At 70.0% G+C, this 14298-nt stretch carries 16 protein-coding genes; 7 read left to right on the top strand and 9 right to left on the bottom strand.

The features are described from left to right. Nucleotides 1-9 precede the first annotated feature (9 nt). The 4 genes from PROPJV5_RS03335 to PROPJV5_RS03320 form a co-directional block, all read right to left on the bottom strand. On the bottom strand, nucleotides 10-561 hold the full coding sequence (locus PROPJV5_RS03335; RefSeq protein WP_220474313.1) for a 2'-5' RNA ligase family protein: 552 nt from the start codon (nucleotides 559-561) through the stop codon (nucleotides 10-12). 43 nt (nucleotides 562-604) lie between these two features. Next, entirely contained in the window at nucleotides 605-1069 is a 465-nt protein-coding gene (locus PROPJV5_RS03330; protein WP_119714904.1) for a Dps family protein, read from the bottom strand. A 127-nt stretch (nucleotides 1070-1196) separates the two neighbouring features. Next, nucleotides 1197-2978: an acetyl/propionyl/methylcrotonyl-CoA carboxylase subunit alpha gene (locus tag PROPJV5_RS03325; protein ID WP_220474312.1), complete on the bottom strand. Its 1782-nt coding sequence runs from the start codon at nucleotides 2976-2978 to the stop codon at nucleotides 1197-1199. A 147-nt stretch (nucleotides 2979-3125) separates the two neighbouring features. Beyond that, nucleotides 3126-3941 (bottom strand): Fpg/Nei family DNA glycosylase, encoded by an 816-nt coding sequence (locus PROPJV5_RS03320; protein ID WP_119714903.1) that lies wholly within the window; start codon nucleotides 3939-3941, stop codon nucleotides 3126-3128. A gap of 79 nt (nucleotides 3942-4020) precedes the next feature. On the opposite strand from PROPJV5_RS03320, the gene PROPJV5_RS03315 reads away from it, so the two are divergent. Beyond that, complete coding sequence (locus tag PROPJV5_RS03315) at nucleotides 4021-4491, top strand: hypothetical protein (RefSeq protein WP_119714902.1); 471 nt, start codon at nucleotides 4021-4023, stop codon at nucleotides 4489-4491. A gap of 32 nt (nucleotides 4492-4523) precedes the next feature. Here PROPJV5_RS03315 and PROPJV5_RS03310 read toward each other — a convergent pair whose 3' ends face one another. From PROPJV5_RS03310 to PROPJV5_RS03300, 3 genes are read right to left on the bottom strand one after another with little or no spacing between them, the layout of a single operon-like run. Continuing rightward, complete coding sequence (locus tag PROPJV5_RS03310) at nucleotides 4524-5162, bottom strand: Maf family protein (RefSeq protein WP_119714901.1); 639 nt, start codon at nucleotides 5160-5162, stop codon at nucleotides 4524-4526. 23 nt (nucleotides 5163-5185) lie between these two features. Then, nucleotides 5186-5434, bottom strand: coding sequence for an acyl-CoA carboxylase subunit epsilon (locus PROPJV5_RS03305; RefSeq protein WP_119714900.1), 249 nt, complete (start codon nucleotides 5432-5434; stop codon nucleotides 5186-5188). Further along, nucleotides 5431-7008 carry an acyl-CoA carboxylase subunit beta gene (locus PROPJV5_RS03300; protein WP_119714899.1) on the bottom strand — a complete coding sequence of 526 codons (1578 nt, stop codon included), beginning with the start codon at nucleotides 7006-7008 and terminating at the stop codon, nucleotides 5431-5433. The genes PROPJV5_RS03305 and PROPJV5_RS03300 overlap by 4 nt, the downstream gene beginning before the upstream one ends. 145 nt (nucleotides 7009-7153) lie before the next feature. Here PROPJV5_RS03300 and PROPJV5_RS03295 point away from each other — a divergent pair, with 145 nt between their 5' ends. The 3 genes from PROPJV5_RS03295 to PROPJV5_RS03285 all read left to right on the top strand — a co-directional run bounded on the left by PROPJV5_RS03295 (nucleotide 7154) and on the right by PROPJV5_RS03285 (nucleotide 9157). Next, nucleotides 7154-7873, top strand: coding sequence for a biotin--[acetyl-CoA-carboxylase] ligase (locus PROPJV5_RS03295; RefSeq protein WP_420812714.1), 720 nt, complete (start codon nucleotides 7154-7156; stop codon nucleotides 7871-7873). 57 nt (nucleotides 7874-7930) lie between these two features. Continuing rightward, complete coding sequence (locus tag PROPJV5_RS03290) at nucleotides 7931-8434, top strand: PH domain-containing protein (protein WP_119714897.1); 504 nt, start codon at nucleotides 7931-7933, stop codon at nucleotides 8432-8434. 102 nt (nucleotides 8435-8536) lie between these two features. Beyond that, nucleotides 8537-9157 carry a TetR/AcrR family transcriptional regulator gene (locus tag PROPJV5_RS03285; RefSeq protein WP_119714896.1) on the top strand — a complete coding sequence of 207 codons (621 nt, stop codon included), beginning with the start codon at nucleotides 8537-8539 and terminating at the stop codon, nucleotides 9155-9157. Between the two features lie 36 nt (nucleotides 9158-9193). Here PROPJV5_RS03285 and PROPJV5_RS03280 read toward each other — a convergent pair whose 3' ends face one another. Then, a complete protein-coding gene (locus PROPJV5_RS03280; RefSeq protein WP_119714895.1) occupies nucleotides 9194-9910 on the bottom strand; it encodes a Type 1 glutamine amidotransferase-like domain-containing protein in 717 nt (238 codons plus the stop codon). A 36-nt stretch (nucleotides 9911-9946) separates the two neighbouring features. Between PROPJV5_RS03280 and PROPJV5_RS03275 the strand changes: the two genes are divergently transcribed. Both PROPJV5_RS03275 and purE read left to right on the top strand, forming a co-directional pair. After that, complete coding sequence (locus PROPJV5_RS03275) at nucleotides 9947-11113, top strand: 5-(carboxyamino)imidazole ribonucleotide synthase (RefSeq protein WP_119714894.1); 1167 nt, start codon at nucleotides 9947-9949, stop codon at nucleotides 11111-11113. Continuing rightward, complete coding sequence (gene purE / locus PROPJV5_RS03270; protein WP_119714893.1) at nucleotides 11106-11615, top strand: 5-(carboxyamino)imidazole ribonucleotide mutase; 510 nt, start codon at nucleotides 11106-11108, stop codon at nucleotides 11613-11615. The genes PROPJV5_RS03275 and purE overlap by 8 nt, the downstream gene beginning before the upstream one ends. A 17-nt stretch (nucleotides 11616-11632) precedes the next feature. On the opposite strand, the gene PROPJV5_RS03265 is transcribed toward purE, so the two are convergent. After that, the gene (locus PROPJV5_RS03265) at nucleotides 11633-12937 is read right to left on the bottom strand and encodes an LCP family protein (RefSeq protein WP_119714892.1); all 1305 of its coding nucleotides are present in this window, start codon (nucleotides 12935-12937) and stop codon (nucleotides 11633-11635) included. 256 nt (nucleotides 12938-13193) lie between these two features. On the opposite strand from PROPJV5_RS03265, the gene PROPJV5_RS03260 reads away from it, so the two are divergent. Then, nucleotides 13194-14273: a mannose-1-phosphate guanylyltransferase gene (locus tag PROPJV5_RS03260; protein WP_119714891.1), complete on the top strand. Its 1080-nt coding sequence runs from the start codon at nucleotides 13194-13196 to the stop codon at nucleotides 14271-14273. The last annotated feature ends 25 nt before the right edge of the window (nucleotides 14274-14298 follow it).

The following is a 14298-nucleotide window of genomic DNA, read 5'->3' as shown; positions in this document are numbered from 1 at the left end:
ACAGGCTGTTCAGCCGAGCAGCGGCCAGCTGTCGAGGACCCGGCAGGCGTTCGCCTCGTAACGGTGCAGCTCGACCCGGTCGGCCCTGCAGTGTGCCGGGACGAGGTCGCCCAGCAGGGCGCGCGTCGAGGCGACGTCCACCTCGTCGGAGACCATGTCGAGCGTCAGGTGCGGTTCGGGGTCCGGCCCGCCGAAGGGTCTCACCTGCGGAAAGGCTCGCATGAGGGCATGGATGAGCGCGCTGAACGGCTCTGCCGGATCCGGTTTCAGGTGGATGCCCCCATTGCGGAAGACGCCCAGGCGCGACAGCTCGAAGTCGAAGGGCTCGTGGCCCCGCAGCACCCGGGCCACCTCCTCGTGGCCCGGTGGTGAGTCCAGTGGTGCCAGCAGCGTGACGTGAGCGTGCGTGAACGCCGGGTCGTCGCTCAGGAAGGACGCGTCGTAGAAGATGGTCCGGGCCCGGACGAAGGACTCGAGCCGGGGGACCGGGATGAGCAGCACGAAGTGGCCGCGCCAGGACCCCTGCCCGTCATGGGTTCGGGTTGTCCTCGGCGCGGCCACGAAGGAATTATGGACCAGCCCTGCCGGGCGGGTGCGCGGTGCCTCAGGCGAGCGAGGCGCGCAGCATCCAGGCCTGCTTCTCCAGCTCGGAGGCGATGCCGATGAGCAGGTCATTGGTGAGGTGGTCCTCGGCGTCGACGGCGTCGAGCGTGGACTTGATGACGTCGGCGACCTTGGCGGTGCGCTCGGCGAACTGCGCGTAGACGTCGGCGACCTTCAGGTCGCCGCCCTCAACGGTGTCGAGGCTGCTCGTGGCGGCAACAGTGGCGGCGCGCCCGTCCGGGGTGCCACCCAGGGCGGCGAGACGCTCCGCGACCTCGTCGGCGGCGTCACGGGCGCCATCGACGATCTCGTCGAGGAAGAGGTGCAGCGAGCGGAAACCCTCGCCCTTGATGTTCCAGTGGGCCTGCTTGGCCTGCAGGTGGAGGTCGGTGAGGTCGACCAGGGCCTGCTGGAGGGCCTTGGCGACGGTGTCGGTGGTGGCAGGGGCGACGACGGTAGCGCTCATTCTTCTTCTCCTCGTTCGAGTTGCTCTGATGTGCGTGACATCCGGTACAACCGCGCGAGGACGGATCCTATTCCGTGGAAAACAAATGTTGTGTCGTGCCCGCCCCCGGCTCGGGGCGGGCACGAGATCACTCCTCGGCGATCTGGCAGAGCACGTCACCGGAAGCCACGGCGGTGCCCTCGGCCACGAGATCGTGGACGACGCCGGCGCGGTGGGCGGCGATCGGCTGCTCCATCTTCATGGCCTCGAGCACGACCACCGTGTCGCCCTCCTCCACGTGCTGCCCCTCGGTGACCGAGGTCTTGACGATGGTGCCCTGCATCGGGCTGGTGAGTTCTGCGCCCGTGACGACCAGTTTGCCGCCGCCCCGGCCGCGCTTGGTGGGCTTGCGGCGCTTCTCGGCGCTGCGGCCCGAGGCGGCCTGCAGGCCGGAGGGCAGGACGACCTCGAGGCGGCGGCCGTTGACCTCGACCACGACGTGGCGTCGTTCGGGGGCCTCGTCGGCGACGCCGAGTTCACCGGCATACGGTTCGATGTCGTTGTCGAACTCGGTTTCGATCCACGTGGTGAAGACGTTGAAGGCGCCGCCGGGGGCGGTGAAGGCCGGGTCGTTGACCACCTTCTTGTGGAACGGCAGGACCGTCGGCATGCCCTCGATGCGCATCTCGTCCAGGGCGCGGCGGGCGCGTTCAAGGGCGATGTCGCGGGTGGGGCCGGTGACGATGAGCTTGGCGACCAGCGAGTCGAACGCGCCGGGGACGCTCATGCCCCTGCGGTAGCCCTCATCCATGCGGACCCCGGGGCCGCACGGCGGCCGGAACCGCGTCAGCGTGCCGGGGGCCGGCATGAAGCCGCGACCCGGGTCCTCGGCGTTGATGCGGAACTCGAACGCGTGGCCGGACAGCTGCGGGTCCGGGTAGTCGATCTCGCCGCCGCAGGCGAGGCGGAACTGTTCACGGACGAGGTCCAGGCCGCTGATCTCCTCGGTGACCGGATGCTCGACCTGAAGACGGGTGTTGACCTCGAGGAAGCTGATCGTGCCGTCCCGGCCCACGAGGAACTCGCAGGTGCCGGCACCCACGTACCCGGCCTCCTTGAAGATGGCCTTCGAGCTGGAGTAGAGGCGCTCGACCTGCTCGTCGGTGAGGAACGGGGCCGGTGCCTCCTCCAGGAGCTTCTGGTGACGGCGCTGCAGCGAGCAGTCGCGGGTGGAGACGACCACGACGTTGCCGTACTGGTCGGCGAGGCACTGGGTCTCGACGTGCCGGGGCCTGTCGATGAACCGCTCGACGTAGCACTCGCCACGGCCGAAGGCCACGATGGACTCGCGGGTCGCCGAGTCGTACATCGCCGGGATCTCATCGAGCGTGTACGCGATCTTCAGGCCGCGCCCGCCACCGCCGTACGCGGCCTTGATGGCCACGGGCAGCCCGTACTCGGTGGCGAACTCGATGATCTGCTCGGGGCCGTTCACCGGGTCGACGGTTCCCGGCACGAGCGGCGCGCCCACCCTCGTCGCGATGGTCCGGGCCGACACCTTGTCGCCGAGGTTCTCGATGGCCTCCGGAGGCGGGCCGATCCAGACCAGGCCCGCGTCGATGACCGCACGGGCGAAGTCGGGGTTCTCCGACAGGAAGCCGTAGCCCGGATGGATCGCATCGGCACCACTGCGGTCGGCGATCGCCAGGATCTTCTCAACGTCGAGGTAGGTCTCCGCCGGCGTCGCCCCGTTCAGCGCGAAGGCCTCGTCGGCCAGCTGGACGAACAGCGACTGCGAGTCGGAATCGGCGTAGACGGCGACGGAATCGATCCCGGCGTCCCTGGCCGCGCGGATGACGCGGACCGCGATCTCACCACGATTGGCGATGAGAACCTTCGAGATGGTGCGTGTGCTGCGGGCAAGAGCCACGTTTCCTCCTGAACGGTCAGGCCTGAGCGGACGCTGAACCCGCCCCCACTACACGGCGAGTGTAGGGCAATCATGGTACCGGTGTCCGTCGCCCCCCATGCCGGCCTGGGGTTCCGCCGATGTGCCGGGCACGACGAGTCGGCCCGTTCAATGACGGCGCTGGCAGTTCGGGCACCAGAACAGGTGGCGGCCGGACAGGTCGGTCTCCTCCACCGTCGTGCCGCAGACCAGGCAGGGCTGGCCGGAGCGCCGGTAGACGTAGACCTCACCGCCGTGGGCGTCCACACGGGGCGGCCGGCCCATCGCCTCGGGCGTGTGCTCGGGGTAGACGGTGTCGATGCGGCCGTCACGCACCCCCAGTGGCATGAGCTCGACCAGGTCGGCCCAGATCGCGTCGAAACTGGAGCGCTCGAGTTGGCCGCCCGGGCAGGCCGGGTCGATGTGGTGGCGGAAGAGCACCTCGGCGCGGTAGATGTTGCCGACGCCGGCGAAGATGCCCTGGTCCAGCAGTAGCGCGGCGATCGGCTTGGACGACCGGTGCACCTTCGCCCAGGCCTTCTGCGGGTCCGCGTCGGCGCGCAGCGGGTCCTGGCCGAGTTTCGCGGTCGCCCGGGCCTGTTCCGTGGCGGTGATGAGGCGGCACATCTGGGGTCCGCGCAGGTCCGCGGCCCACGTGTCGTCGGCGATGCGCACCCGGACCTGCCCGACCGGGTCGGCCAGCGGCGTGAACGTCAGCCGGCCGATGAGCCCCAGGTGGATCTGCAGGATGTTCGAGGGCGTGTCGGCGTCGAAGGTGATGAACAGGTGCTTGCCCCACGTCTCGGCGTGCTCCAGCGTGGTGCCGTCGATGAGAGCCGCCGATTCGGCGAAGCGTCCCTGCGGGGAGCTCACGGCGACCTGCTGGGCGGCGAACAACTCATTGGTTCGGTTGGCGAGACGGTGGATCACATGACCTTCGGGCATGTACCAACTGTGCCGCACCCCCGAAGCATCATCCGGTCGTGTCCACGGTCACGGCAGCGGGTGCCTCTAGCCTGGAGGGGTGAACATCACCAGCGCCCTGCTCCGGCTGAACCGCCTGCGGACCGGCGTCGTCCTCGGCGCAGCCGGTGCGCTGCTGTCCGTGGCCGCCTGCTCGGCGGGTGCCGCCGCGCCCACGCAGAGCCCGGCCGTCACGTCCCCCGCCGGGGGCCGGACCGCGACGACCATCGACCAGGAAGGCGTGAGGCTCACCGAACTGGGCTTTCGCAATGGGCCCGCGGACTTCACCGTCCCGGCCGGGCTCGTGCTGACCGGCCGCGTCGACCAGGACAACGTGGTGACCCTCCTCATGGACCAGGGGCAGGGCCGGCGGGTGCACGACCACCTCATGGCCACGTTGCCCGGTGCGGGCTGGACGATCGAGGGCTCCAGCGACGACTCGATCGTCTTCTCCACGAGCGAGTGGGAGGGCGCCCTCACCGTCACCGCGGGGCAGGCGGGCCTGACGCTGCGCCGTCTCGAGACGGGCTGAGGGCCGGCCCGGTCGGCCGGAGCAGTGGCGGCCTAGCCGCGGACCTGGGTGCCCGGCGGGACCGGCCACAGGTCGAACCAGGCGACGCCCAGGTCGAGCAGGATCTGACGGACGAGCGGCAGCGAGAGCCCCACCACGTTGTGCGGGTCGCCCTCGATGCGGGTGATGAAGGGGCCTCCGAAGGAGTCGATGGTGAAGCCGCCGGCAACCGCCTCCGGTTCGCCGGTGGCCGCGTAGTCGGCGATCTCCTGCTCCGTCAGGTCGGCGAACGACAGCACGGTGACCGCCTCGCGGGTCGACTCGGTGATGCGCCCGCCGCGGATGACCGCCACGTAGTGGCCCGTGTGGACGACCCCCTGCCGCCCCCGCATGCGCATCCAGCGCGAGATCACGGAGGCCTTCGTCCCCGGCTTGCCGTAGGTGCGCCCCTCGAACTCGAGCATCGTGTCGCAGGCCAGCAGAACGGTCTCGCGGTCGAGCAGATCGCGTTCGCGCAGGATCCGCAGGACGCTCTCGCCCTTCTGCCTGGCCAGGCGGCAGGCGAGTTCGGTGACGGACTCGTCGATGCGGGCGGTCTCGTCGATCTCGGGTCTGATCGCCACCGGTTGCAGGCCGGCGGCGCGCAGGGTCGCGAGCCTGGCCCGTGACGAGGACGCCAGGACGAGTTGCATGGTCTCCTCCTTCGCAGCCGGACTCAGCGCAGCGAGCTGCGCCAGAACTCCCGCCCCGGGACCAGCGGCTGACGGATCACCCGCCAGTACGACTTCCACCCCGGGATCTCGTTACGGTCCTGGTTCTCGTGGATCGAGGCCTCCGCGAGCTGGGCGGCCAGGACGACCGTGAGCGCGCCGAGCTCCTCGTCGGTCGGGTTGCCGCGCGCGACCCGCACGCCCTCGGCGGACTCGACGATACTGTGCGGCGGCGTGTGCGGGATGTTGCTCATAGCGGGATGTTCCCATGCTTCTTCGGGGGCAGGGCCTCGCGCTTGGAGCGCAGCAGACGCAGGAAGCGCACCACCTGGGAGCGCGTCTCGTGCGGGTAGATCACCTGATCCACGTAGCCGCGTTCCGCCGCGATGTACGGATTCGACAGCTCGTCGTCGTACTCCTGCCTGAGGCGCTCACGTTCGGCCTGGGGATCGCTCGCCTCCGCCAGCTGCTTGCGGTACAGGATGTTGACCGCCCCCTCGGCGCCCATGACCGCGATCTGCGCGGTCGGCCAGGCCAGGTTGACGTCGGCGCCCAGGTGCTTCGAACCCATGACGATGTAGGCGCCGCCGTAGGCCTTGCGGGTGATGATGGTCATCTTCGGCACCGAGGCCTCGGCATAGGCGTAGATGAGTTTCGCGCCGCGGTGGATGATGCCGTTGTGTTCCTGCTCGACACCGGGCAGGAACCCCGGGACGTCGACGAAGGTCAGCACCGGGATGTTGAAGCTGTCGCAGGTGCGGACGAAGCGCGCCGCCTTCTCCGAGGCGTTGATGTCGAGGCAGCCGGCCAGGTTCGTCGGCTGGTTGGCGACGACACCGACCGTGCGTCCCTCCACGCGGCCGAAACCGCAGATGATGTTCGGCGCGTACAGCTCCATGACCTCGAGGAACTCCTCGTCGTCGATGATGGGCCGGATGACCTCACGCATGTCGTAGGCCTGGGCGGGCGAGTCCGGGATCAGCACGTCGAGCGCGTGGTCGCGGTCCGTGATCGGCACGTCGATGTCGTCCGGGTAGTCGTAGACCGGCGGGTCCTCGAGGTTGTTCTGGGGCAGATAGGTGATGAGATCACGGACGTACTCGATGGCGTCCGCGTCATCGGTGGCCAGGTAGTGGGCGTTGCCGGCGATGGCGTTGTGCGTACGGCCGCCCCCCAGTTCCTCCATCGAGACGTCCTCGCCGGTGACGGTCCTGATGACCTCGGGGCCCGTGATGAACATCTGGCTGGTCTGGTCGACCATGACGACGAAGTCGGTGAGGGCCGGCGAGTAGACGTGCCCGCCCGCCGCGGCGCCCATGATGAGACTGATCTGGGGGATGACGCCGGAGGCCATCGTATTGCGGCGGAAGATCTCGCCGTACATGCCGAGCGAGACGACGCCCTCCTGGATCCGCGCGCCCCCGCCCTCGTTGATGCCGATGAGCGGCACACCGGTCTTCACGGCGAAGTCGATGATCTTGCAGATCTTCTCGCCGTAGACCTGGCCGAGGGAGCCGCCGTAGACGCCGACGTCCTGGCTGAAGACGCAGACCGGTCGCTCGTGGATGTTGCCGAGACCGATGATGACGCCGTCGGAGTAGGGGCGGTGCCTCTCCATGCCGAAGGCGTGCGAGCGGTGGCGGGCGAACTCGTCCATCTCCGTGAAGGTGCCCTCGTCCAGCAGGGCCAGGATGCGCTCCCTGGCGGTCATCTTGCCGCGGGCGTGCTGTCTCTCGACGCTGCGCGGGGACGCGGCGTGGATTGCCTCGTCAATACGGTCGCCGAGGTCCGCGAGTTTCCCGGCTGTGGTGTGCGGATCCATTGCCATGGGGCCAACCTTAGCGGGCGGCCCCGGCCGGGCGGCCGCGCACGTGTGCCCCAGTGCGCATAGACTGCACGCCGTGCCCACCACCGCTGCGCTGAACGTGCCCCACCTGGTCGAACTGCTCGGCCCGGACAGTTGCTGGGGTCCCATCGAGTGGTGTGAGCGGACCGGCTCGACCAACGAGGATCTCGCCGACCGCGCCCGCGCCGGGGCCCGGCCTGGCCTCGTCCTCGTCGCGGAGCACCAGGACACCGGCCGTGCTCGATTCGACCGGCAGTGGCGGGACGTGCCGGGCACCTCGACCGCCATCTCGGCGCTCGTCGCACCGGACCCCGAACCGGCCCAGTGGGGGTGGCTGAGCATCCTCGTGGGCCTGGCCGTGCGGGAGGGCGTCGAGGCCTGCACCGGCGCCGCGCCCGGCCGGGTCAGCCTGAAATGGCCCAACGACGTGCTCGTGGACGGAAAGAAGATCTGCGGCATCCTGTGCGAGCGCGTCGGCGACATGGCGGTCCTCGGCTGGGGGCTGAACCTCTCCATGGACGAGAGCGAGCTGCCGGTACCGACAGCCACCTCGCTGTACCTGGCCCACCTGCCGCACGGGAAGGACGAGGTCACCGCCCACGTCCTGACGAGCCTGCAGCGCTGGTTCGAGCGCTGGCAGCGCACCGGCCAGCTGCGCGACGAGTTCACGACCGCCTGCGACACCATGGGCCGGGTCGTCCGGCTCCACCAGGACGTCGAGTCGGCGTCGGCCGGCATCGTCGAGGGCACTGCCGTCGGCGTCGACGAGACCGGGGCCATCATCATCGAGGACGCCGCCGGTGAGCGACGCGCCTACGGCGCCGGCGATGTCATCCACCTGCGCTGAGCCCCTCACGCGCCCGGGCCCCGGGACACCTCGCCCTGAGTGCGCAACAATGGGGTGATGCGCAGACGACGCGGCGAGTTCGCCGATGACGAGTACGTGGTGGTCCGTTGTCGACCGCACTGGCGCGCCCTGGCCTGGCCCGTCCTCGTGCTGTTCGTCTTCGCAGCCGGGCTGGGCGTGCTGCTCGCGGCACTGCCGGCCACCGTGAAACCGGTCGGCACCTGGGTACTCGTCGCGGTCTTCGCGTTCCTCGCCGTCGCCCTCGTGCTCCTGCCGGTGCTGCGCTGGGCGTCCACCACGTACACGATCACGAGCCGCCGCATCATGGTGCGCACCGGCCTGCTCCGCCGCGCCGGCGTCGATGTCGCACTGAACCGGGTGAGCGAGGTCTCCTACCGTCGCAGCCTCGCCGACAGGCTCTTCGGCTCGGGCACGGTCCTCGTCGCCACCCATGGCCCGACCCCGCTTCAGCTGCGCAGCGTACCGGACCTGGCCGGGGTGCGGCGCGTGCTCGGGGAACTGGTCTACGTGGCCGACGCCGAGCAGTACCGTGACATGTGAAACCGTTGAGGCCGAGCGGCGACGCCCGATACCATCGGTTCAACGCCGGAGCCCCGTCCCGCGTGGATGAGCCATGGGCGCCGGACTCAGGAAGAGGGGCACATGCCGAAGATCAACGCACCGACCGTGCGCGAGCACCACGAGCAGGTCATGGCCTCTCTCATCGACGCCGCCGAGCAGATCCTTCGTGAGGAGGGACCCGCCGCCCTCACCGCGGGCGCCGTGAGTTCCAGGGCCGGTGTCGCCCGCAACTCCATCTACCGGTACGTCGAATCCGTCGACGACCTGCGTGGTCTCGTCGTCGAGCGCTACATGCCGGGCTGGTTCGAGGCGGTCGAGGAGGCATTGAGCGCCAGCGACGATCCCCGCGAGCAGATCGTCGCCTGGACCATCGCCAACCTGGAGCAGGCCACCATCGCCGGACATGGCTGGCTGATGCGCGTCGGTGACGGACGGCTCAAGCCGAGCGCCGCCCGGAACGTCGGCCGGGCCCACGTCGCGCTGTTCAGCGGTCTCGGCCGCCTCTGGGCCCAGATCAACCCTGCCAAGGCGCGCATGGCCGGCGTCATGACGCAGGGCCTGCTCATGTCCACCATGAACGCCGTCGAGCGCCATACGATCGGGCTCGACGAGGCGCGAACAGATCTCGGCAGGGCCGTGCGACTGCTCATCGAGATGTTCGAGCAGGAGGCCGATGTCGTAACGGACCGTCTCGACCCCTGAAACCCCGGCCCCGCGCCCGGACGGCGCGGGGCCCGCTCAGAGCAGCTCGGGGGTGAGGATCTCCGTGAGCACCCCGGATGCGGTCGGTTCATCGCTCGGCACGATGTGCAGGGCGCGGGCGCCCTCACGTTCGGCGACGACCCGCGACAGCCGGCCATCGACGAAGTGCAGGGCCGCTCCGTCATCGACTCCGAAACCGCCCGGGACCATGCCGGTGGCGACGGCCTGGGTGTAGACCGCTCCGCGGTCCTCCCCGTCCAGGTGCGGGCAGAAGCTGCCCGGCAGCAGACCCAGTCCGCCACGCCAGCCGCGCAGGTCGCCGAAGGCGTCGGTCAGGCAGCCCTCGAACCAGCAGGCGGCCCCAGCCGAGATGCCGCCGAAGACGGTGGTCCGGCCGTTCTCCTCCGCCATCCGGCGCAGGACGGTGGAGACGCCGTGCACGTCCCACAGGGCCATCAGATTGGCGGTGTTGCCGCCGCCGACGAGGACGACGTCGGCCTCGGGTAGACGCCGCACCGACTCGGCCGCGCCCTGCCACAGGGTGAGCACCATCGTCCGGACCCCGAGCCCGGAGTAGGCCATGAGGAAACGGTTGATGTAGGTGGCGTTGTCCGCCGAGGCGGTGGGGGCGAAGCAGACGAGGGGGGCGCTCTTGTCCGCCAGGTCGACGATGTACCGGTCCAGGCTCGTCGGGGCGCCATTGCTCGACATAGAGAAACCGCCGCCGCCCATTGCCACGATGTGAGTGCTCATGGGGTCATCCTTTCACGCCACCGTTAGGGTTGAGACGTGAGAGCGGTGCGCACGATCGGGATCATCGGCGGCGGGCAGTTGGCCCGCATGATGTACGAGGCGGCGATCGGGCTCGATCTGTCGGTGAGGCTGCTCGCCGAGGGCCCCGACGTGAGTGCGGCCAGGGTCGTCCGTGACGTGACCGTCGGCGACTACACCGATCGGGCCACCGTCGAGGCCTTCGCCGCGAACTGCGACGTCATCACCTTCGACCACGAACACGTCCCCACCGCGCTGCTCGCCGGACTCGAGGCGTCCGGGGTCGGTGTCCGTCCCGGAACGCAGGCCCTCGTCCACGCCCAGGACAAGTACCTGATGCGCTCCCGCCTGGGCGGCGAGCTCGGCCTGCCGTGCCCGACGTGGCGGGTCTGCGGCAGCCCGGACGCGCTGCGGGACTTCGGCGCCGAGATCGGCTGGCCGATCATCGCCAAGGCCTCCCGAGGCGGCTACGACGGTCACGGCGTCTGGAGGCTCGACGGTCCCGGGGACGCCGAGCGTCCCTTCCGCGAGTCCGGTGCGGCGAGCGCCGGCGAGCCGATCGTCATCCTCGGTGAGGAATACATCGACTTCACCCGCGAGCTGTCGGTCATCGTCGCGCGCGCCCCCGACGGCCAGGCCCTTTCCTACCCGGTCAGTGAGACCATCCAGGACGACGGCGTCTGCATCGAGACCACCACCCCCGCGCCGGGCCTGACAGCGGCCCAGCGGTCCGGGATCGAGGACTTGGGTCTGCGCATCGCCGACGCGCTCGACGTCGTCGGCCTGCTCGCCGTCGAGCTCATGGAGCGCCCCGATGGTCGTGTCGTCATCAACGAACTGGCCATGCGCCCGCACAACACCGGGCACTGGACGATCGACGGCGCGGTGACGAGCCAGTTCGAGAACCACCTGCGCGCCGTCGCCGGCCTGCCGCTCGGATCGACCGCCGCGCGGGCCCCGTGGTGCACGATGCGCAACGTGCTGGGCGGGCGCAGCGACGACGTCGTGGGCGATTTCGCCCACGTGGCGGCAGCCGATCCCGGTCTGCGCGTGCAGTTCTACGGCAAGAGCCTGCGTCCGGGCCGCAAACGCGGTCATGTGACGGTTTATGGTGACGACTGCGGTCAGGTGCAGGCCCGCGCCCGCGCCGCGGCCGCCTATCTGATGGGAGCAGACGATGACTGAGGTCACGCCCGTGGTGGGCATCGTGATGGGTTCGGACTCGGACTGGCCGACGATGGAACCGGCCGCCGCCGCGCTGGAGGAATTCGGTGTCGGCTACGAGGCCGATGTCGTCTCGGCCCACCGCATGCCCGAGGACATGGTGGCCTACGGGCGCCGGGCCCACGAACGCGGCCTGCGTGTCATCATCGCAGGAGCCGGGGGAGCGGCTCACCTGCCGGGCATGCTCGCCGCCCTGACGCCACTGCCCGTCATCGGCGTGCCCGTCGCTCTCAAGCACCTTGAGGGGATGGACTCGCTGCTGTCGATCGTCCAGATGCCCTCCGGCGTGCCCGTGGCCACCGTGGCCATCGGCAATGCGCGCAACGCGGGCCTGCTCGCCGTCCGCATCCTGGCCAGCGCAGATCCGGGGCTCACCGCGAAGATGCTCGACTTCCAGGCAGGCCTGCGCCAGGTCGCCCTCGACAAGGGCGCGAAGGTGCGGGGCCGTCGGGCCGAGGCCTGAGCGGTCGGCCGCGCCGATCAGCCCGCGTACTGGTCGATGTTGCTCGTGTCCCCCTCGGACAGTTCCTGGAACATGGCCGAGGCGCGTTCGCTGTCCCAGATGACGACGGACTGGCCGTCGTCGGACCAGCCCTCCGCCGTCTCGAGGGGCACCTGCAGGCTCGTCCCGCTGCCTCCTGCGACGGACAGCACTCCCCGTGCCATGGCCCCCATCGTGAGGACGCCCATGTCCTCGCCCCGGCTGATCGCCCCCGACATGGACATGTTGATGCGCCACCACTTCACCGGGTTGAGCACGGTGGACGGTGACTTGAGCTTGCCGGCGATCTGCGAGATGACCTCCCGCTGACGTCGGGCACGCCCCAGATCGCCCTCCGCGTCGCCGTATCGATGACGCACGTAGCCGAGCGCGTCCGATCCGCCGAGCGTCTGACAGCCGGCGGGCAGGTCGATGTTGGCCTTCTCGTCGGCCATGGGCTCGTCCAGGCAGACGTCGACGCCACCCATCGCATCGACGATGTCGGCGAAGCCGGCGAAGCCGACCTCCATGTACCCGTCGATGCGCAGACCGGTGGCCTGCTCGACGGTTTCGGTGAGCAGCTGCGGGCCGCCATAGCTGTAGGCGGCGTTGATCTTCCCCATGCCGTAGCCGGGAATGCTCACATAGGAGTCGCGGGGAATCGAGATGAGGACGGCGTCGCCGAACAGGGGGGTGTAGAGCAGCATGATCGAATCGGTGCGCTGCCCCTCGGCGTCACCGGTGCCCAGCTCGGCCTTCTCCTCGTCCGTGAGGCCCTCCCGGGAGTCCGAGCCGACGAGCAGGACCGCCGAGCCCGGCTGGTTGGCGACACGGACCGCATCGTCAGGCTCCCACTCGGCGGTTGCCATCTGGCCCCAGGCGTACGCGGGTGTGGCGATCGTGAAGACCAGCCAGGCAAGGACGAGGGTGACAATGGTGCGGCGCAGCCGGTGGCGCCTCCGCCGGGGCGACGCCGGCTGCGCCGCACGACGCCGCCGGGCGGGTGCGGGCGGCGCGACGGGCTCACGGGGAATGTCACCGCGGGTCGGGGCCGTCGCGCGCGGGGCCGTCGACCAACCCTGCTGATGGGCGTACCGGCTCGTCGCGTCGGGGCGGTGCTGCGCGGCCTGCTGGCGGCGGTGCTGCTCCAGGAACGCCTGCTCGCGGCGCCGGATGTCGGCGTCATTGGCGATGTTGGTGGCCGGAGCGGCCTGGGGGACTCCCGTCGCCTCGTCCCCGGGCGCACGGTGGTAGAGCCAGTCCAGGTCCTCCTGGCGGCTCGATTCGTCCCTGCTGTCGGCCATGCACCTAACCTAGCGGCAGCAGGCCGCCACATGGGGCAGACCGCCCGCCACGGCGTGCCAGGGACGGGCCGCCGACGCCTGGGACCGGTGGCTCGCCCCGCTCACCCACCATGTGCCGGATGGCACACCGACCCGTGACAAACCGACCCCGGGGCCTGGGGGAACCATGGGGGATACCCTTCAGGGTTTCCCGATGATCGGCGTGGCGCGGCGTGATTGCCGCCCCGCCCGCCCGCGGCAGCCCTATGGTGAATGCGTGAGATATGCAGTGATCATGGCCGGCGGCTCCGGTACCCGGCTGTGGCCCCTGAGTCGTCAGGGCGAGCCGAAGCAGCTTCTTCGGATGATCAACGGCCGCAGCCTGCTGCAGCTGGCCTTCGAACGGGTCACCGCGGTCGTCGGCCCGGAGAACGTCCTGGTGTGCACGGGTGCCGCCTACGCCGATGAGGTGGGTGCCCAGCTGCCCGGGTTGTCCCCGGCGAACCTGCTGGGTGAGCCCGTCGGCCGCGACTCCCTCAACGCGGTCATCTGGCCGGCAGCCGTGCTCGCCCGCCGCGACGAGGACGCCGTCGTCGCCACCGTCACCGCTGACCAGATCATCGAACCGGTCGAGGAGTTCGCGTCCCGGCTGACCACTGCCTTCGAGGTCGCCGAGGCCGATGACCGGGCGCTCGTCACCTTCGGCATCGTCCCGACCGGCCCGCACACCGGTTACGGCTATCTGCGCCGCGGTGACGCCGTCGAGGGGTTCACGGACGTGGCTCGGATCGCCGAGTTCAAGGAGAAGCCCGACGCAGACCTGGCCGCCCAGTACCTGGCCTCGGGGGAGTACTGGTGGAACGCCGGCATGTTCGTCTGGCGGGCCAGGACCCTGCTCGACCAGGTGCGCGTGCTGCTTCCCGACAGCTACGCGAAGATCACTGAGCTCGCCGCCCATCCCGAGCGGCTCGAACAGATCTATCCCGAGCTGTACAAGACCTCCGTCGATTTCGCGGTCATGGAACCGGTGAGCCAGGGCAGGACCGACGCGCATGTCATCGGTGTCGCGCTCGCCGCCCGCTGGGCTGACGTCGGAAGCTTCGCCGATCTGCACGACGAACTCGACCAGGACGACCAGGGCAATGTCCGACAGGGCAATGTCGTCGTCTCGGGCAGCACCGGCTGCCTGCTCGTCAACGCCGACCCCGGGCAGTCGGTGCTCGCCGTCTCCGGCCTGCGGGACATGGCAGTCGTTCGTACCGCGGACGCCACCCTGGTCTGCCCGCTGGCGGACTCCCAGCAGGTCAAGTCCCTCGTCGCGCAGGTCAGGGAGCACTACGGTGCCGACCTCGCCTGACCCGTCCCGCAGGTCCCGGGGCAGA

It is taken from the genome of Propionibacterium ruminifibrarum, from assembly GCF_900289195.1.
GTDB classification, from domain to species: domain Bacteria; phylum Actinomycetota; class Actinomycetes; order Propionibacteriales; family Propionibacteriaceae; genus Propionibacterium; species Propionibacterium ruminifibrarum.
Note: the sequence above shows the minus strand (reverse complement) of the source record. Positions and strands in the feature narration are given on the sequence as shown.

Excerpts from the sequence above, each read along its gene's own strand:
- PROPJV5_RS03290 (WP_119714897.1), top strand. The coding sequence starts at position 7,931 with ATGCGCAGACGACGCGGCGAGTTCGCCGATGACGAGTACGTGGTGGTC.
- PROPJV5_RS03320 (WP_119714903.1), bottom strand. The coding sequence starts at position 3,941 with ATGCCCGAAGGTCATGTGATCCACCGTCTCGCCAACCGAACCAATGAG.
- PROPJV5_RS03285 (WP_119714896.1), top strand. The coding sequence starts at position 8,537 with ATGCCGAAGATCAACGCACCGACCGTGCGCGAGCACCACGAGCAGGTC.
- PROPJV5_RS03305 (WP_119714900.1), bottom strand. The coding sequence starts at position 5,434 with ATGAGCAACATCCCGCACACGCCGCCGCACAGTATCGTCGAGTCCGCC.
- PROPJV5_RS03265 (WP_119714892.1), bottom strand. The coding sequence starts at position 12,937 with ATGGCCGACAGCAGGGACGAATCGAGCCGCCAGGAGGACCTGGACTGG.
- PROPJV5_RS03280 (WP_119714895.1), bottom strand. The coding sequence starts at position 9,910 with ATGAGCACTCACATCGTGGCAATGGGCGGCGGCGGTTTCTCTATGTCG.
- PROPJV5_RS03300 (WP_119714899.1), bottom strand. The coding sequence starts at position 7,008 with ATGGCAATGGATCCGCACACCACAGCCGGGAAACTCGCGGACCTCGGC.
- purE (WP_119714893.1), top strand. The coding sequence starts at position 11,106 with ATGACTGAGGTCACGCCCGTGGTGGGCATCGTGATGGGTTCGGACTCG.
- PROPJV5_RS03330 (WP_119714904.1), bottom strand. The coding sequence starts at position 1,069 with ATGAGCGCTACCGTCGTCGCCCCTGCCACCACCGACACCGTCGCCAAG.
- PROPJV5_RS03310 (WP_119714901.1), bottom strand. The coding sequence starts at position 5,162 with ATGCAACTCGTCCTGGCGTCCTCGTCACGGGCCAGGCTCGCGACCCTG.